Source organism: Arthrobacter sp. NPDC080073, assembly GCF_040686575.1.
Lineage (GTDB): Bacteria > Actinomycetota > Actinomycetes > Actinomycetales > Micrococcaceae > Arthrobacter.
In genome coordinates, this window is sequence record NZ_JBFBKR010000028.1 from 19,435 (window position 1) to 37,477 (window position 18,043).

General features: G+C 62.5%; 18 protein-coding genes. 13 read left to right on the forward strand and 5 right to left on the reverse strand.

Annotated features, from left to right (window positions below):
- Positions 1-25: 25 nt before the first annotated feature.
- The 4 genes from AB0O52_RS21285 to AB0O52_RS21300 form a co-directional block, all read right to left on the reverse strand.
- Positions 26-499: a hypothetical protein gene (locus tag AB0O52_RS21285; RefSeq protein WP_364542019.1), complete on the reverse strand. Its 474-nt coding sequence runs from the start codon at positions 497-499 to the stop codon at positions 26-28.
- Between the two features lie 58 nt (positions 500-557).
- Entirely contained in the window at positions 558-1,511 is a 954-nt protein-coding gene (locus AB0O52_RS21290) for a signal peptidase I (RefSeq protein ID WP_364542021.1), read from the reverse strand.
- A 102-nt stretch (positions 1,512-1,613) separates the two neighbouring features.
- Positions 1,614-2,261 carry a TasA family protein gene (locus AB0O52_RS21295; RefSeq protein WP_364542024.1) on the reverse strand — a complete coding sequence of 216 codons (648 nt, stop codon included), beginning with the start codon at positions 2,259-2,261 and terminating at the stop codon, positions 1,614-1,616.
- Positions 2,262-2,402: 141 nt separating this feature from the next.
- Entirely contained in the window at positions 2,403-3,446 is a 1,044-nt protein-coding gene (locus AB0O52_RS21300; RefSeq protein WP_364542027.1) for an LCP family protein, read from the reverse strand.
- 416 nt (positions 3,447-3,862) lie between these two features.
- Between AB0O52_RS21300 and AB0O52_RS21305 the strand changes: the two genes are divergently transcribed.
- The 13 genes from AB0O52_RS21305 (at position 3,863) to AB0O52_RS21365 (ending at position 17,146) form a co-directional block, all read left to right on the forward strand.
- Positions 3,863-4,825, forward strand: coding sequence for a plastocyanin/azurin family copper-binding protein (locus AB0O52_RS21305; RefSeq protein WP_364542029.1), 963 nt, complete (start codon positions 3,863-3,865; stop codon positions 4,823-4,825).
- Positions 4,826-5,030: 205 nt separating this feature from the next.
- Entirely contained in the window at positions 5,031-5,711 is a 681-nt protein-coding gene (locus tag AB0O52_RS21310; protein ID WP_364542032.1) for a PAS and ANTAR domain-containing protein, read from the forward strand.
- A 99-nt stretch (positions 5,712-5,810) separates the two neighbouring features.
- Positions 5,811-8,666, forward strand: coding sequence for a PEP/pyruvate-binding domain-containing protein (locus tag AB0O52_RS21315; protein WP_364542035.1), 2,856 nt, complete (start codon positions 5,811-5,813; stop codon positions 8,664-8,666).
- Between the two features lie 575 nt (positions 8,667-9,241).
- Entirely contained in the window at positions 9,242-9,454 is a 213-nt protein-coding gene (locus tag AB0O52_RS21320) for a Flp family type IVb pilin (RefSeq protein ID WP_364542037.1), read from the forward strand.
- A 39-nt stretch (positions 9,455-9,493) separates the two neighbouring features.
- A complete protein-coding gene (locus tag AB0O52_RS21325; RefSeq protein WP_364542040.1) occupies positions 9,494-9,721 on the forward strand; it encodes a Flp family type IVb pilin in 228 nt (75 codons plus the stop codon).
- A 127-nt stretch (positions 9,722-9,848) separates the two neighbouring features.
- A complete protein-coding gene (locus AB0O52_RS21330; protein WP_364542042.1) occupies positions 9,849-10,223 on the forward strand; it encodes a TadE family protein in 375 nt (124 codons plus the stop codon).
- Complete coding sequence (locus tag AB0O52_RS21335) at positions 10,211-11,239, forward strand: Tad domain-containing protein (protein WP_364542045.1); 1,029 nt, start codon at positions 10,211-10,213, stop codon at positions 11,237-11,239. The genes AB0O52_RS21330 and AB0O52_RS21335 overlap by 13 nt, the downstream gene beginning before the upstream one ends.
- Before the next feature lie 33 nt (positions 11,240-11,272).
- Positions 11,273-12,046 carry an RcpC/CpaB family pilus assembly protein gene (locus AB0O52_RS21340; protein WP_364542047.1) on the forward strand — a complete coding sequence of 258 codons (774 nt, stop codon included), beginning with the start codon at positions 11,273-11,275 and terminating at the stop codon, positions 12,044-12,046.
- Complete coding sequence (locus tag AB0O52_RS21345; RefSeq protein ID WP_364542050.1) at positions 12,043-13,236, forward strand: AAA family ATPase; 1,194 nt, start codon at positions 12,043-12,045, stop codon at positions 13,234-13,236. Before AB0O52_RS21340 ends, AB0O52_RS21345 begins: the two co-directional genes overlap by 4 nt.
- On the forward strand, positions 13,236-14,732 hold the full coding sequence (locus tag AB0O52_RS21350; RefSeq protein ID WP_364542053.1) for a CpaF family protein: 1,497 nt from the start codon (positions 13,236-13,238) through the stop codon (positions 14,730-14,732). Before AB0O52_RS21345 ends, AB0O52_RS21350 begins: the two co-directional genes overlap by 1 nt.
- 7 nt (positions 14,733-14,739) lie before the next feature.
- Positions 14,740-15,672, forward strand: coding sequence for a type II secretion system F family protein (locus AB0O52_RS21355; RefSeq protein WP_364542056.1), 933 nt, complete (start codon positions 14,740-14,742; stop codon positions 15,670-15,672).
- 8 nt (positions 15,673-15,680) lie between these two features.
- Positions 15,681-16,565, forward strand: a complete 885-nt coding sequence (locus AB0O52_RS21360; protein WP_364542058.1) for a type II secretion system F family protein — start codon at positions 15,681-15,683, stop codon at positions 16,563-16,565.
- 125 nt (positions 16,566-16,690) lie between these two features.
- Entirely contained in the window at positions 16,691-17,146 is a 456-nt protein-coding gene (locus AB0O52_RS21365) for an Hpt domain-containing protein (protein ID WP_364542060.1), read from the forward strand.
- 24 nt (positions 17,147-17,170) lie between these two features.
- Here AB0O52_RS21365 and AB0O52_RS21370 read toward each other — a convergent pair whose 3' ends face one another.
- The gene (locus tag AB0O52_RS21370; RefSeq protein WP_364542063.1) at positions 17,171-18,028 is read right to left on the reverse strand and encodes a response regulator transcription factor; all 858 of its coding nucleotides are present in this window, start codon (positions 18,026-18,028) and stop codon (positions 17,171-17,173) included.
- Positions 18,029-18,043 lie beyond the last annotated feature (15 nt).

Consider the following 18,043-nt stretch of genomic DNA (forward strand, 5'->3'; position numbering starts at 1 on the left):
GATTTCGCTGAGAGCGGCCGTTCGGTCAGCACACCACTGTTCCTTGGAAGGGCTGACCCGTCCACACATTGGTGGGCGACGCCTGGTACAGCCCGTGGATCTGGTAGGTCCACGTCCCCTTTGCTGCAACGGCTTTGGTGTATGTTCCATTGGACGTTTGCACGTTGCCGCCGCCGGGGTTCGTCACCGTGAAATCGTAGGAGGTGGCGCGGGGCACCGTTCCGTAGCTAGTCACAACGATGCTAAGGCTGCGTGACACGCAGGTTGCCGTCACACTTGCTCCGGTCGGGGCGGGGAGCGACATCGTCCCTACGCTGGTTGAAGCGGAGTCCATTCCAGTAAACGCTGCCTGGGCGATACCGGGAGCGAAGATCAATACCGCAGCCGCCGCCAGGACCGCGGCGACCCGGCCCAACGCAGGCGTCTTCGCGACGTCGGCGGTGCTCCGGCTTCTACGCAAGGTCAGCGGCTTTCTGTCAGGCCCGGGGGTCCATTCCATTCTTACCGCTTTCGTGCGGAAGGGGCAGGGCACCCGGTTCGGTTCTGTGAAGATAGTTTCATGCGGCGCGGCGTGCGGTGTGGCCGCCCAGGGCTTTTTCCAGCTGGGGTTGGTGCTGGCGTACGAGTTCCCCCGCTTGGATCGCCGCGGTGTGATCGGTCATGACCAGGGCGTGTTCGAGGCTGACGCAGTGCTGTTCCATCCGGAGCGCGCCCACCATCGAGGAACTGGTTTTCAGGCTAAGCACCGCGTCCATGGCCAGGTCATTGTTCCCGGTGCTGAGGGCGTGGCTGATCTTGTCGACCCGCTGCGGCAGCAACTTGGCGTAGGCGGCCGCGAACTTCTCAGCGGCCTCTTTGCTCTTCATCTCCCTGGCAAGGCGCTTGAGGGGGCGGCGATCAAAGGCCGGCAGGGCCCGCCCAGCGCCGGCATCCCCAGTGGCTCCGGCGTCTACGGCGCCGTCGTTTTCGGGCTTTTTCCGCCAGATCGAGACGAGCACCATGACAACCAGGGCGGCCGGAGCGCCATACATCAGGACCTTCAGGACAACGGGATCACGGAGAGCGCGGATCACATTGCCCAGGTACGGAACGGTGAACACCTGGCGGTCAACCTGGCCACCAGCCAACGTTGCTGTCCAGGGGTCGGCGCCGTTGTTCGCGTCGCCCTTTGTGCGGACAGTGGCTGTGCCTTGGCTGTTCACTGCCAGGTCGATGATCCGGTGGGTCTCCACCCGCTGGTCCTCCACCGGAATGTGGTACGTGATGATGTCCCCGACCTTCAGGTTCTGGACCGCGACGGGAACCGTGACAACCACGTCCCCGGGGTTGATCAGCGGCGACATCGAGCCGGTGAGCATGGTGCTGGTCTGGTAGCCCAGGACGCGGGGCCCGACGGCGAGGAACAGGAACGCAGCGACCGCCGCCACCATCAGGGTGGTCGTGATGGCGCTGACCATGGCCCGGGCAATCCTCGATGAGACCCGCGGCTGGCGGACCGGTGATGCGGTCATGGCTGGGTCTCCATTCTTGTGGGAGGCCCTCCGCCGTCGTTTTCAGGGGGGGCTCGACGGCGGAGGGCTGGCTTGGGGTTGGGGCGTGGTTACTCGGCGTGGTTACTGGTTGGTTGCGGTGCGCTGGGTACCCGTGAAGTTGAACGCGATTGTGCTGCTCTGGTTCTGGAGGGTGTTGTCGGCCGTGGAGGGCAGGGTCAGGGTGACCCGAAGGTTATCGGTGTGTCCGGCCGTGACCGCGGTCAGGTTGGCCAGGGACACGTTGGAGCCGATCACCGGACGGGAAGCCAGCACCGAAGTAGTGGTGCCGCCGCAGGTGTAGGTGTACGCAGGGGCGGTGCCGGCCTCGGTCCATGCCACGGAGCACTCATCCACGGCTACCTGCAGGCCCATGGTGGTGCTGGTGTCCAGCAAGGAGGTCGGGGAGGCCGAGGTAGTCAGGGTGATCGCTGACAGGGCCTGGTTTCCTGTGGCGTTGCTCAGGGTGGCTACGCGCTGCACGGTGTCGCCGGGGACCAGGCCGGAAGCGGCGACGCTAAGCCGGTTCGTGGTGCCGGATGCGCCCAGGGCGATGTTCACAATGCCGGAGGCAACGGTGTTGCTGGCGGAGGTGCTGGAGGTGAAGGCACCGTAGGTTCCGAGTCCTGCCACGCCGGCAGCCGTGCCGACCAGGGCCAGGGAAGCAATGACTTTGCCAGTGGTGGTTTTCAGGTTGAGACCCATGATGATTTCCGTTTCCTTGAGGCCCATTGGGCCGGGATTTCTCTGACTTGCCCCCGATGACCTCTACTTTCCGGCAGGAATTTTAGGAAGCGGCAAGGATCCCGCAAGCTTTTCTCGAAGATTAGTTAAATATTCAATCAAGATCTCTGCGAGTGTTGAGTGGCCGGCTCAGTAGCCGTGAGCTGCGACATACTGCGGGAGTGTGTCGTCCCGCAGTGCCGCGGCCACTTCTCCAATTCCCGCGTAGTCCGGCAGCACGATCGATTGTCCGTCCGGGGAAGTACCCGTGCCCGCAGTGGGCAGGGTGAAGAAGACGGAGGCCTGGGGATCCACGGTGCGGAGTCCGTAAGCCAGGATGGCGACAGAGGCCGGGTCGTATCCCTGGTCCACCGTGAGGTAGTTCGTGGCGAAGTTGACCAGACCGAGGACGGCAGCGGGAGTCTGGATTCCGCCCCTTAGCTTGCTCAGAAGGGCCCGAAGGAACGTTTGCTGGTTGCGGACGCGCTGGTAGTCCCCGTCCACGAACGAGTAGCGCTCGCGGACGAACTCCAACGCTGCCTCCCCGTCCAAGTGATTGACGCCGGCCATAAAGACGTGATGGGTGTCAAAGCTGGCGGTGAAGGGCAGAGTGACATTGACGTCGATCCCGCCCAAGCCATCCGTGAGGACCTTGAAGCCCTGGAAATCCAGCATGACGGTGTGGTCTATATGCGTACCCAATAGCGTCTCGACGGTCCGGACCACCAGGGGAATACCTCCCACTTCAAGGCTGGCGTTGATTTTGGATGCGCCATAACCCGGGATGTTCACCCAGTTGTCGCGCATGATCGAAATGCCGTAGACCTTTTGCCGGTCCGCCGGAACGTGGATCAGCATCAGGCAATCCGAGCGTTGGTCCGATGATTGGCCCGTTGTGACGGTCTGGTTGTTCTGGTCCCTGGCATTCGCGCGGCTGTCGCTGCCGATCACCAGGACGTTCATGGGCGCCGCCGGAAGCTCCGGGATTGTCGGCGGGGCCGGCGCCGCCGCCGAGGGCGCATGGGTTTGAGTCGCCGACGGCGTGCTGCTGGCCGTTGGGCGTAAGGAGGCGCTTGAGGGCGAGGGTCCGGACGAGGTCCTGTTGGATCCGCCGATCACCGCGGCAATGATCACCACAAGGGCCAGCAGGATCGCCAGCCCCGCCGCAAGCCACAGTCGCCGTCGTCCGTTCATGTCCGGAACGTATCACTCAGGTGGGTTAAAAACGCATCCGGCAAGGCCTCATTTCGGCCACAAAAACTGCCCGTCTGCAATCACGGTGTCTCGACAAAATAACGTTCAAGGAGCACGATGAGAGATAAATCTCTCGCCTTCATACGGGCCGGCTTTGCCGTGTCCTTTCGGTTCCGTAATGCGGGTCTTAGCCCACGGAGCTGGACGTTATCCTTGCGAGCAAGGGAGGTTCCTGCATGGCCCCAACGTCGTGGCGCCGCACCGTATGCGGGGGATGGGCAGTAGCTGCGAGCTGAAGTTCATAGGGAAGTTCAAGGAAACCGAGTCACCGTCAAACGACGCCATGGTCTCCGGCGCCTCAAAATTTCCAGGCTGTAACAGCCGGTCAGCAAAGATTTTCCTAAGGAATGAGTCTTATGACTGCTCATCCAAAACCCCTTCTATTGCCGCGCCTTCGAGCGCTCATGATTTTGCTCCTTGCCCTGGTGCTGCCGGTGGCCCTGAGCGGCACAGCGTCGGCGGACAGCGGCAAATCCGCAAGGACGTGGACTGTCCAGGTCGGCTCCGAATCGTCGGACCAGGCCATCCAGGGAATGTCCTTCCTGCCGAAGAACATCTTCATCAATGCAGGTGACAAGGTCACCTGGGAGGCCAACGCGGCCGAAATCCATACGGTCACTTTCCTGGCCGCAGGGCAGACCATCGAGTCCACCCAACCTTTTGATCCTTTCAGCCCCCTCTACATATCAGCGCAGGGCGGCACGTCCTACGACGGACACTCCTATTACAACTCCGGTGTGATGTCGAACGTCTCGAACAGTGGGTTCGCCGAAGTGGGTTCCTACACCTTGACGTTCCCGGATACCGGCGATTTCACGTACTACTGCTTGGTTCATGGCGCAGGACAGAAGGGCACGGTCCACGTGCGGGCCAAGGGCACGGACTATCCGTTCAGCCAGGAGCAGTACAACAACCGGGTAGAGCGGGCTGAACGGGCCATCGTCCGTGACGGTTACAAGCTATGGAGCGACGCCCGCGACCAGGCGGACAGCCACACGGTGATTGCCGGAGCCGACGACGGCGTCGCCATGGTCATGCGGTTCATCGAACCCAAAGTGGTCATCCACGTGGGTGAGAAAGTCAGCTTCGTGAACAACGGCATGGGTGAGCCGCACACTGTGACCTTCGGTGCCGAGCCAGCCAACCCGTTCCCGCCGCTGGGCGATCCGACGAATTACACCGGCGGACAGCTCAATTCGGGCATTTTGCCGCCGGGCGTGACATTCACAGTGACGTTCAACAAGGCAGGCGTGTACGACTACATCTGCGCACTGCACGACTACTTTGGAATGGTCGGCAAGGTGGTGGTGAAGGACTAAACCCGCTAATTTGAACGCATACCGGGGTTTGTTTCCCGTACCGGCGCTTAAGTGAACGCGTACCGGGGCTTGTTTCCCGTACCGGCGCTACAAACGTCCGGCTGGGAAACTAGCCCCGGGGCGCGGGTGGGCCGGAGCGCCGACGGTTCGGGCCGCCGTCGCGCGCGCTGTATTCTGGACCTGAATTGATAAGCACGCTTAGGAAATGAGTCTTTGCGCGATGTTGGACAGCCCCCATACGTACTCGAGTGCACTGGGCGCCCCCGGCTTTCTGGCCGGAACCTTCCTCTTTGACCCTCTCACGGGGAAAGCTGAATGGTCCGACGGGCTCTTCAATCTCCACGGTTACCAGCGAGGGGAAGTAGTGCCCACGCTTGAGCTGTTGATGTCGCACAAGCACCCTGAGGACAGGCCGCGGACCATGGAGATCCTGGCTCAAGTGTTCCGCGAGGGCGGACATTTCTGTATCTACCACCGGATCATTGACGCGCAGGGACATGTCCGTCGCGTGCTGACGGCGGGGAACGCGCAGCTGGGCCCATCGGGGACCGTCGTGCTCGAGGGGTCCACGATCGACCTGACGTCCACGCTGCGGCGGGAAACCGAGCAAGCGGCGCGCGACGCCGTCGCGGGCGCCAATGCTACGCGGGGCGTCATCAACCAAGCACGCGGCATCCTGATGGGGCGGTTGCTCCTCAGCTCCGACGCCGCCTTCAAACTGCTCGTGAGCTGCAGCAGCATGACGAACGTCAAGGTCGCAATCCTGGCCTCGCACCTTGTTCGCGCGGCAGACACCGATGAGGGCCCGGAAGCAATGGACGAGTTCATTCGCGTTCTCCAGGCTTGCGACCAGGCGGCGGTAAAACGCGCGTTGGACCAGCAGTAGGAAGCCGGTCGGCCCAGCCATCGCCTCTCGCTCGACGGCGTGGCAGTATGTTGTGAGCCAGGCTCGATGAGGGCGCCTCCGCGACAAGGAGCGACGGTCATGACGTACATCTACAACTTCGCCGATGTGCAAGCAGGCGACGTCGCCGTGGCTGGTGGCAAGGGCGTCGGGCTGGGCAAGCTGGTTCGCGCCGGGCTCCCGGTCCCTCCGGGGTTCGTGCTGACCACCGCCGCGTATGAGGCCTTCGTGGATGCCAATGGGATTGAGGCGCGCATCCAGGAACTGGCGGCCCTGCCGTCGGAGGCGACGCCGCAGGATTACGAGGACGCCTCGGCCGCAATCCGGAACCTTTTCACCGGCGGCAGCATGCCTGCGGCCATCGCATACGAGCTCGCCGCCGCCTACGAAGGCCTCCGCGCCGCCGATGGCGCAATCGCGCCCGACGGCGACTCCGGGCCGCCCGGCGGCGACGACGACGTGCCCGCGCCCGACGGCGGCTCCGGCGCGCCAGGCGACGGCGACGACGGCGTGCCCGTTGCGGTGCGCTCGTCCGCCACGGCCGAAGACCTCGCCTCGGCCAGCTTCGCCGGGCAACAGGAAACCTACCTCAACGTCCGCGGGGCGGAAGCCTTGGATGCGGCAGTCATTGATTGCTGGTCTTCCTTGTGGACGGCGCGGGCTATGGCCTACCGGGAGCGTGAAGGCATCGCACCGGGAGATGTTCGCCTCGCGGTCGTGGTCCAGCGGATGGTCGAGGCCGAGGCGGCCGGGGTCATGTTCACCGCCAACCCCGCCAATGGCCGCCGCGACCAGATCGCGATTAGTGCCGCGTGGGGCCTGGGGGAGTCCGTGGTCAGTGGAACAGTCACCACGGATGACATTGTTGTCGAAGCCGGAACCGGCCGCGTGCTCTCGCGCCGGACGGCCGACAAGGAAGTCATGACCGTCTACGCGGAAGGCGCCGCCGACCAGGGCGCCGCTGCCAACGCCGCTGCAGCGGACCGCGCCCACGACCAGGGAGGGACGACGGAGCGCCCGGTCCCCACGGCTCTTCGGAAGCAGGCCGTCCTCGACGACGGAGCTGCCGCCGCGCTGGCCCGCCATGGAACACGGATTTCGGACTACTTCGGCACTCCGCAGGACATCGAATGGGCACGGGCCGACGGCAATTTCTTCATGCTGCAATCCCGGCCCATCACGGCACTGCCTGAACCCGTAGCTGACACTCCGGACACCTGGCCGTTGCCCTATCCGAAGGGGCTCTATTTCCGGGCGAGCATCGTGGAACAACTGCCGGACCCTCTCTCGCCGCTGTTTGCCGACCTCATTGACGGCTCGGTCACCCGTTCGCTCAAGGCCCTGATGAACGAAGCCGTCGGGAGTGAGGTCGTCAGGGATGGCGACGTTGGACTGCCCACCATCAACGGGTACGCCTACTACTACTTCCTCAGCTCGGCAATGTGGCGAATGATGGGCAAGTCGCCGGCGGCCATGGTCGCCCTGGCTCGCGGCAAGGCGCACATGGGCATGGATGGTTGGCGGAATTTCTCGCATCCCCGCTACAAGCAGGTGCTCGAGGACTGGTCGTCCAAGTCCGTGGGGGAGCTTTCGGGAGAGGAACTGCTTGCGGGTGTCCGGACGTTGTTGGACGCCGGAACCGTGTACTACACGGCTGTGGAGTCAGTCATTCCGATCGCTGCCATGAGCGAAATCTCCTTCCGGGCGTATTACGACAAACTCATCCGGCGCGCGGGGGATCCCCCTGCCGAGACTTTTCTCCTCGGCTTCGACAGTGAGCCCATCCGCGCGGAGAAATCGTTGTACGACCTCGCGACCTGGGCCCGTGACGTTGAGGGACTGACCCAGGCGATCCTCAATCAACCGACGGCGGCCCTGGCCGAGTCGCAGCGCAGCTGGCTCCCGCCCGCCGGCATGGACCCGGCCCTTTGGCAGCAGTGGCATCCGCGCTTCCAGGCTCATCTCGATCGGTTCGGCCACGCGGTCTACAACCTGGACTTCCTCAGCCCGGTGCCGGCAGACGATCCTTCGGCGCTGCTCGACACCGTGAAGTTTTACCTGCGGGGACAAGGCAACGACCCGCATGAGCGTCAGCGGCTCTCGGCCGCCCGGCGGGAGGACCAAACCGAGCGGATGCTTGCCCGGCTTGGGCGGACCCGGCTCGGGCGGAGTCGTAGGGCGCCTTTCATTCGTCTGCTCCGGTGGGCGCAGAAGTCTGCACCGATCCGCGAAGATGCCCTGGCCGACGTCGGGCTCGCCTGGCCGCTGATCCGGCGGATGCTGCTCGAACTCGGGCAACGGCTGGTCTACTCCGGCGTCATCGCCGCTCCCGCCGACGTGTTCTGGCTGCGCCAGCAGGAGCTGCAAAGCGCCGTCGAGTTCGGCCTCGCCGCGCCGAAACCGCCGGTCACGACCGAGCCCCTCGCACCGGTGGCGGTGGCAATTACGGGGGCGGCGCGCCCCGTCCGTGCCGACGTCGTCGAGGAGCGCAAGATGCTTTGGCGGGGCCAGGCCAAGGCGTCGGCCCCGCAACTGCTGCCGGAGACCCGTTGGATGAAGCGCGCTTTCGAATCGATGATGCCGGCACGCTCCCAGGAGCAACAGGGCGACGTCATCAAAGGCGTCGGCGCGAGTGCAGGCCGGGTCAGTGCCCCTGCGCGCGTCCTGGGCGGCCCGCAGGACTTCGGTCAGATGTCGCCCGGTGAGGTCCTGGTTGCCCGCATCACGACTCCCGCGTGGACCTCGTTGTTCGCCATGGCCTCTGCCGTGGTCACCGACGTCGGCGGCCCGTTGAGCCACAGCTCCATCGTGGCGCGGGAGTACGGCATCCCCGCTGTGCTCGGCACCGGAGTCGCCACCCAGCGGCTCACGAGCGGCCAACAAATCACCGTCGACGGCGACGCCGGCACCGTGACGGTCGAGCACCCACCCGCCTAACCCCCTCGGACGCCCGCTCACTTATGTGGTGTTTCCGGCGGACGCTCGCTCACATGATATGAGCGGGCGTTCCGTCAGAGTGGCACATATGTGAGCGAGCGTTCCGCGAAAGGGCCATATATGTGAGCGAGCGTCGCGGGTCTGCCGGCGACGGTCAGTTCGGGCCCGACGGCGGGAGTCCGGTTGCGCTGTCGTCCCGCCTTTGCAGCCGTTCCCGACCGGACGCTCGCTCACCTTTGGGGCGTTTTTCGGCGGACGCTCGCTCACATCTTGTGAGCGGGCGTTCCGCCAAAGGGCCATATATGTGAGCGAGCGTCGAAGGGGGATGCCGCGGACAGTCAGTTCGGGCCCGACGGCGGGGGTCCCGTTGCGCTGTTTTCCCACGTCTGATCGCGCTCGGCGGGGAAGCCCAGGATCGCAGGGTTTCCCTAGGTTTAGCCCAAGAAATGCGCAGGATCGCAAGTCTTGCCACAGGAAGTCCCAAGGACTGCTCCATGGGGTGTCGGGCGTTGCTAAGTTGCTTGTGAGCTGGTGCTGGACCAGCCCACATCCCCCAACTCGCTCAGGAGTTTCACATGTTTGCTTTCTTCTCCAATGCCGCATCCCGTATCCGTCGTGACGAAAAGGGCGCCACCGCCGTCGAATACGGCATCATGGTCGCCCTCATCGCAGTGGTTATCATCGCCGCTGTCACCCTGCTGGGTGGGACGGTCAAGAACACGTTCTCCCAGGTCCAGTGCTCAGTGGCCGGTAAGACTTGGAACTCGACCACGAACGTGTGCTCCTAGAAGGTCCGCCTCGTTCGCACCAGACAGCAAGGAGCTTCAATGCTTTCCGCTTTCCTAAAGTCCGTTTCTCACGCGGGGCGTGACGAAACCGGAGCGACCGCCGTCGAATACGGCATCATGGTCGCCCTTATCGCAGTGGTGATCATCGCGGCCGTGACGCTGCTGGGCAGCACCGTCAGGGAGACGTTTTCCCAGGTCCAGTGTTCCGTCAGCGGCAAGGCCTGGACGCCTGCCACCACTTCAGGGGGTACCGGCAGCTGCGCCTAGGAGCCGCACCATAAAGTGCCCCGGCCGGCAAGTCGGGGCACACCAAGCAATTCCCGAGTGGCGGCGGCATTCAGGCGGCCGCCACTCTGCTTGATTCGAACTATCTGTTCTCTGGGAGGGCAACATCATGCCGAGGGCATCAGAGCGGGGCGCAGTGGCGGTCGAGTTCGCCATCCTGGCACCGGTCCTCATCATGTTGCTCCTGGGCATCATGGAATTCGGCAGGGTCTACAACGTGCAGGTGTCGCTCTCGAACGCAGCACGCGAAGGAGTTCGCGTCATGGCAATCTCTAACGACCAAACGGCTGCCAAGACAGCGGCGAAGAACGCCGCCGTGTCGTTGAACCCGGGGTTGGCAGACACGAACTTCACCTTCAGCCCGGCCAGCTGCACGTCCGGTGCCCAGATGTCCGTGACCATCAAGTACACCCTCAGCACTCTCACGGGAATCGCGGGGCCTTTCCCCATGCAAGGAGTAGGAGTCATGGTATGCAGCGGCTGAGGAGCGGGGACGACGGCGAGCGCGGTGCGGTCGCGGTCCTTGTCGCTCTCTCGCTGGTGGTGCTGCTCGGGTTTGCCGCCCTCGCCGTGGATGCAGGAATGCTGTACTCGAAGAGGGCTCAAGTACAGAACGGATCCGACGCCGCCGCCCTCGCGATCGCGCAGAAATGCGCCGCGAACACGAGTGATCTGAATTGCTCGATCACGTCGCCGGTAGCTATTGACCTGGCAAACAAAAACGCCAACAACGGCCTGGGCAATATCAAATCGATCAGCCTGGACCTGCTCAACCGTAAAGTAAGTGTGACCGCCGGAGCCCAGCAGTCGGGTGGCGCGCCGAACGCCGTCTCGCTCTTCTTCGCCCGCGTCCTTGGCTTTGCCACAACCGATGTTGTGACCACCTCGAGTGTCCAGTGGGGTAGCGCCCTCGCTGGACGGACCCCTTTTCCCATCGCCTATTCCGTCTGCCAGGTGAAGGGGTTCCTTGGCGGAGCCCTCCAGCTCCTTCAGGATCACGGTTCCAACGCAAACCCCGGCTGCTTGTACGGCCCCTCGGGCGCGTTTGTAGCAGGAGGCTACGGTTGGATCACCCAGGATGCGGGAGCGTGCGGAGGCACGGTTAACCTTGCGGTCAGCGAAAGCGGCAGCGCTCCGGGTAACAGTGCACCGGGTAACTGTTCAGCCACTCTTCAAAAGTGGGCCGACACCATCACCGCTGGGCGCGACGTCGTGGTCCTGCTTCCGGTGTTCGACGCCGTCACAGGTACCGGAAGCGGGGCCGTTTACCATCTGGTGTCCTTCGCCGCATTCAAAGTGACGGGGTGGAAGTTCAGCGGCAACAACAGTCTTCCGGACAGCTTCCATAACACGAATTCCGATGTCTCCAACGCTCTTGCCTGCACCGGAAATTGCCGTGGAATCATCGGAAGCTTCGTCAAGTATGTCTCGCTGGCCGACGGCTACACGCTGGGCCCGGTCGACGCCTACGGGGCCACCATTGTGCGCCTCACCCCCTAGTTTTCATCCATTCTTCGAGCACAGGAGTAGTAAGTGAAGTCACGCTTGTTGGCCGGATCGGCAGCGGCACTGCTCGCCGTCGTCGGGGTGATTCTCGTCTTCTCCTACGCTCAAGGCGCGGATCAACGGGCAGTCCAGAACCTGACGCCGGTTGACGTGTTGGTAGTCAAGACAGCCATCCCGGCTGGCACCTCTGTGGATGCCATGAAGGATTCCCTGGCCACCCAGCAGCTTCCGCAATCGGCCGTCCCGCAGTCAGCCCTGCACACTCTGGCCGACTCCACCGGCAAGGTGGCCGCCGTCGACCTCGTCCCTGGCGAGACGCTGGTTTCGGAAAGACTGGTGGCGCCGGACGCGCTCAAGACTCCTGGGGATGTCAAGGTGCCGGCAGGGCTACAGGAGGTCTCGTTCCAATTGGAACCCCAGCGGGTGGTCGGCGGACGACTCGTTCCTGGCGACCATGTTGGCATCTTCATCTCCATATCCAGCGGCGGAAGTGACTCGAAGACGGACAAAGGGACCACTCAATTGACCATCCCCAAGGTTCTTCTGACCGCGGTCCAGCGCGCTCCCCAAGCGACCGCAAGCCCGCAGCCGACGCCGGCTCCCGGGTCTGGTGCCGCGGCCAACTCCGGCGATACAAGCCTTCCCACCGGTGCCCTCTTGCTCACGGTTGCGGTAAGTGATGTGGACGCAGCCAAGATTGTCTTCGCCGCCGAGTACGCCAAGATCTGGCTGAGCAAAGAGCCGTTGGATGCCAAAGACAGCGGCCCCACCGTTATCCAGCAGAGCGGGGTATACAGGTGAGCCGTTTTGTCCTGATAACGCCCAACACCGATTTTGATCAACGGCTGCGCCAAGCTGTTGCGGGCGGCCTGCCCGGAAGCGTGCAGACCTTCTTCACGAGCATTTTGCCGGCTGATCCGGCAGAACTGTTCGGGGCGCTCAGTCAGGAGCAACTTGAGGTGTTGATTCTGGGACCCGGTGTGCCCGTGGAGGATGCTCTTCGCCTGGCCACGGTTTTTGATGTGCAGTTGCCGGAGTTGAGCGTGATCCTTGTCAGTGAACTGGATCCCGCATTCGTCCTCCAAGCCATGCGGTCCGGCATTCGCGACATCATGAGCCCGGCAGCGGATGTGGCCCAGATCCGGGTCATGCTTGAGCGCGCGTGCCAGTCTTTCGCCAGCCGTCAGCGCACCATGGAACCCAAGCAAGCAGGCTCCCCGAAAGGCTTGGTGATCGGCGTCTTTTCGCCCAAGGGCGGCGTGGGCAAAACGACTATCGCCACGAACATCGCCGTGGGGCTGGGAAAGATCGCGCCAATGAGCGTGGTGATCGTGGACCTGGACCTGCAATTCGGCGACGTCGCCTCCGGGCTCTACCTCAATCCGGAACACACCGTTACCGACGCCGTCACGCCGTCGGCCAGCCAGGACTCTCTTGTACTCAAGGCCTTCCTGACGGTCCACCCGGCAAGCATCTATGCTCTGTGCGCGCCGAAGGACCCGGTCGAAGCAGACGAAATCACGCCGCAACAGGTGGGCCGGCTCCTCGAACAGTTGGCCCAGGAGTTCCAGTACGTGGTGGTGGACACTGCGCCCGGGCTACCCGAGATCGGGCTCGCTGCCCTCGAACAATGCTCGGACGCCGTCTGGGTGACTGGCATGGACGTTCCAAGCGTCCGAGGCCTCCGTTCCGGCCTGGACATTCTCCGTAGGCTGAACCTCTTGCCGGAAACCCGGCACGTGGTGCTCAATATGGCTGATTCCAAGTCCGGTCTCTCGGTGCAGGACGTCGAATCGACCGTCGGTGCTCCGGTTGACGTGAGCATCCCTCGATCGAAAGCCGTGGCGTTTTCCACCAACCGCGGCATTCCCGTGCTCCAGGACGCGGTGAAGGATCCGGCCGTCAAAGGACTCAAGCAACTCGTAGAGCGCTTCAATCCCACGTGGCGTGCCACGGCGCAGCGCAAATTGCACAGAAGGGTAGTGGTCTGATGAAGCTGTCCGAACGCCTGCATGCTGCCGAGGACAAGGCCGAAGCGTCCTCCGGAAACCCTGGGCTTGGCGCGCTGTCTCCTAAACCGACCTTCGCTGAGTCCACTCAGCAAGTGAGGCCAAAGCCTGGCAGCGTCTCAAAGTCCCACACGTCAATGAAGCTGTCCGACCTACCGGACTCGCCAAAGCCTCGAGCCCAGCAACCGGTGGACGCCTTCGCTGCCCTCAAGCGGCGCGCCGCCACCGCATTGTTCGAGCGGCTCGGGGCGAGGTTCAACGACTCGAGCGTCAGCGAACAGGAGTTGCGGTCAACTGCCCGGGAAGAACTCATCCGGATCATCGACGCAGAGCAGGTCCCGCTGTCCGCGGACGAGCGCAGCAGGCTCGTGGCGGACGTGGCGGACGACGTCCTTGGCTATGGGCCGCTCCAACGATTGCTGGACGACCCAGAGGTCACCGAAATCATGGTTAACAGGATGGACCAGATCTACGTCGAACGAAAAGGAAAACTGATCCTCACGGACTCCGGATTCAGCTCCGAGGACCATCTCAGGAGGGTCATTGAACGCATCGTTTCGAAGGTGGGGCGCAGGATCGACGAGTCATCTCCGCTTGTTGACGCGCGACTTGAGGACGGGTCCCGTGTCAACGCCGTGATCCCTCCGCTGGCTGTGGGCGGTTCGTCGCTGACCATCCGAAAATTCAGCAAAATACCGTTGACCGTCAGGAACCTGATCGATTTCGGCACGCTCACGCCTGAGATGGCCGAGCTCCTCAATGCTTGCGTCAAGGCGAAACTGAACATCATTGTTTCCGGAGGTACCGGAACCGGCAAGACCACGTTGTTGAATGTACTTTCTTCCTTCATTCCGGAAGACAACCGCATCGTCACGATTGAAGACGCCGTAGAACTGCAGATCCAACAGCAACATGTTGTCAGGCTTGAGAGCAGGCCGCCGAACACCGAGGGCAAGGGCGAAGTGACCATCAGGGAGTTGCTCCGGAACTCCCTTCGTATGCGCCCGGACAGGATCGTCGTCGGCGAGGTCCGCGGCGGAGAGTCCCTCGACATGCTGCAGGCGATGAATACCGGTCACGACGGTTCCCTCTCTACAGTGCACTCAAATTCCCCTCGCGACGCAGTGGCGCGCCTCGAAACCCTGGTGCTCATGGCGGGCATGGACCTGCCGTTGCGAGCAATCCGAGAGCAAATAGCGTCCGCCGTGAATCTCATCATCCAAATCTCCCGGTTACGGGACGGAACGCGCCGAATTACGCATGTGACGGAGGTTCAAGGCATGGAAGGCGACATCGTCACCCTCCAGGACGCTTTTGTTTTCGACTACTCGGCAGGTGTCGACGCCCACGGAATGTTTCTTGGAAGGCCCGTCCCGACGGGTATCCGTCCGCGGTTCATCGACCGGTTCGATGACTTGGGCATTCGCGTTTCTCCCGGGGTGTTTGCCGCTCCCTTGGCAACAGCAGCAAGGACGTGAAGGAAACATGATCCTCTTGACCGGAACGGCCATGATGCTTTCAGCCATCCTGCTCTTCGGGGTGGCCGTGATCCTGCCGAAAACCCCGGAAGTTCCGCTGGATCAGAGACGGCCCTACCAAGAAGGCTCCGGTTCCCAACTGACGCGCTTTGCTGGTTCTACCGCCGAGGTACTTCATGGGGTCCTGACCAGGCGCAACGTCCGGCTTTTCAACCGTGAGGAACTGGAGAATGCCGGACTGAGAATGAGCCAAGCGGAATTCTTCATTCTCGTGATTGCCGGCGCATTCGTGGGTGCCTTGATCGGGCTCATTGTCGGCGGCCCGGTGGTGGCCTTTCTGTTCTTTATCCCGGCACCCTTCGTGGCGCGGCTCTTCCTCGGTTCTCTGGCCGGCAAAAGGCGCGGGAAATTCGATGCTCAGCTCGGTGACACCCTCCAACTACTCTCCGGCGGCCTGCGGGCCGGGCACAGCATACTTCGTGCCATCGACGCTGCGGCCTCTGAATCGGCCAGCCCCACGGCAGAGGAAATGCGCCGGATCATTACAGAGACGAGTCTTGGCCGCGATCTCGAGGAATCGCTCAACGATACGGCGGATCGAATGCGGAGCGAGGACTTTGTGTGGATAGCGCAAGCCATTCAAATCAACCGCGAGGTGGGCGGAAACCTTGCGGAGGTCCTGGACCAAGTCAACGAGACCATACGCGAACGCAGCGAGATCAAGGGACATATCAAGTCCTTGGCCGCGGAGGGCAAGTTCTCGGGATACATCCTGATGGCGCTTCCCTTCGGCATCGTGGCCATGCTCTTGGTTGTCAACCCCGGCTACATGAACGTGATGTTCACCCACCCGCTCGGTTGGGGAATGATTGTGCTGTCAGTCATTCTCATGACCATCGGCGGTCTCTGGATGCGCAAGATCATCGACTTGAAGTTTTGAGGTGACGCGTGAATCCCTCACTCCTGTTGTCCTTACTGCTGGTGTCCCTGCCAATTGCCTACCTTGCTTGGTCCTTCCTTTCGGTTGACCGCAAAGCCCAACGTGCCGTCCGGGTGCTATTGACAAGGGGCGAAACCATTGCCGACGCCGGTCCACAAAGTCGTGGCGGCGCACTCGAGTTCATCGGCTACCGACTGACCCCTGGAAGCTACGTCCAGAAGCTGGATCGGCTGCTTGCACTGGCCGGCCGTCCGCCGTCGCTCCCTTTGGGACGCGTCCTAGCGGCCAAGCCTTTCCTTGGATTGTGCGGCGCACTTTTTGGCCTTTTTATCAGTGCCAACAGCTCGAGCGGAATACTTAAGCTCGTGGGGATTTTTGTTGCGTTGCTTGGTTACTTTATTCCGGACCTAATGCTGTACAGCAAAGGGCAGGAGCGTCAAAAGGCCATGCAATTGGAACTCGCAAATACCATGGACCAAATGCTGATCTCAGTCGAGGCAGGCCTTGGTTTTGAAGGTGCCATGGCCCGCGCAGGAGAAAATGGAAAGGGCCCGCTCGCGGAGGAGTTGGTGCGGACGCTGCAGGACATGCAGGTTGGAAGAAGCCGCCGCGAGTCCTATCTGGCACTGGCAGAACGCACTAACGTGCCTGAGATCCGAAGCTTCGTGCAGGCAGTAATTCAAGCGGATACCTACGGCATTGCCATCAGTCGGGTCCTGAGGGTCCAGGCGAAGGTGATGCGGGTGAAGCGCCGCCAGCGGGCCGAGGAGAAGGCGATGAAGCTTCCGGTGATGGTTCTCTTCCCGCTTCTGCTCTTTATCTTCCCAGTGCTGTTCATCGCCATCCTGGGGCCGGCTGTGATCAATGCTATAACCACCTTCAGCGGAGGCTGAGCCAAATCTCGCATTGTCCGAATTGGCCGTACGCGAGGAAAAGAGTTAAATCAAGAAAGGCCTAAGATTTCCTTAAGATAAGCATAAGTTCGGTTTTTCCGGAATTCAGAAAGTAGCATTGGGCTATGTTCAGTTCAGGTTCCAGCGAGGTCAACGAGGATTCAGATCCGAGCCATCCCGGCTCATCTGATGACTCGAGCGCGCGGCCTGCTGTCCCGCTGGCCGAACATCCCATACTGGACCTCGCGGAATTCCAACTCCTGGAAGATCAAGTGGACAATCCACTGATCGCGCGTACCTTTGCGGGCGACTTCGCGAAACTCTGGGCGAGGCGATACGAAATCCTGGCGACCGCCGTCGAGCGCGGTGACGTCGCGGCTGCCCTCAACGCGGTGCTAAGCCTCCGGACGTCGTCCACCATGGTTGGCGGAGTTCGCCTCGCGGTACTGGCAGCACAGCTGGAGGAACGCATTCGAAAAAGTGAATTGCGTGAGGCCCGGCCGCTGCTAAAGGAAGTTGCAGAATGCGGGCACCTGACGGTCCAGGAACTAAAGGACAGCTACGTACTCCGGAACGATTGACGTTCGCCGGCCGGGCGTAAACGCTTAGTCCGATCTTTTCGGAGTGAGTCGATACCCGACTCCTCGGACAGTCTGTAGAAAGCGCGGCGATTGTGGATCTTCGCGGAGTTTTCGGCGGAGGTTCCCGATGTGGGTCTCAACAGCCCGTTCGTCGGCGTCGCTGATGTACGCATCGTCGTCGTAGTAGTCACCGCGCGCCGCCCTCACGAGGTCAGCACGCGTCCGTACTTCCCCGTTGGCCCGGAGCAGGTCGAAGAGCAGATCGAACTCGCTTCGCGTCAAAGTCAGGGAGGAACCCTGAAGAGTCACTGTGCGTGATTTGTAGTTCAGGGCCAGGCCATTGTGCTTGATCACCGCTTGCTCGGCCGTGTCTGAACCGGCCCCGGCTGAACTGGCCCCGGCTGAACTGGCCCCGGCTGAACCGGCACGCGAACCGCCCCCGGCCGGACCGCCGTCGTAACCGCCCCAACCGCCCCCGCGATCCTCCTCCGGCAACGCAAGCCTGCCTTCCGTGCGCGGCCGCCGCATCATGGCGGTGACCCGGGCCCGCAATTCGCGGGGCAGGAACGGCTTCTTGACGTAATCGTCTGCGCCGGTGAGAAAAGCCGTCAATGTGTCCGGCTCATCGCGCCTGGCCGTCAGCATCACCACATATGCGTCGCTGAATTGCCGAATTCGCCGCAAGACCTCGTGGCCGTCCATGTCCGGAAGCCCGACGTCGAGCGTCACCACGGAGGCGTGGTGATCCCTAACAACTTCGACGCCTTCGCGTCCGGTGGCGGCAGAATGCACCACAAATCCAGCTTCTTTGAGGATGGCGTCAACCAGATTTCGTACATCGTCGTCATCCTCAATGACTACAGCTACCCCAGGCTCGCTCATTGGACATCCTTGAGG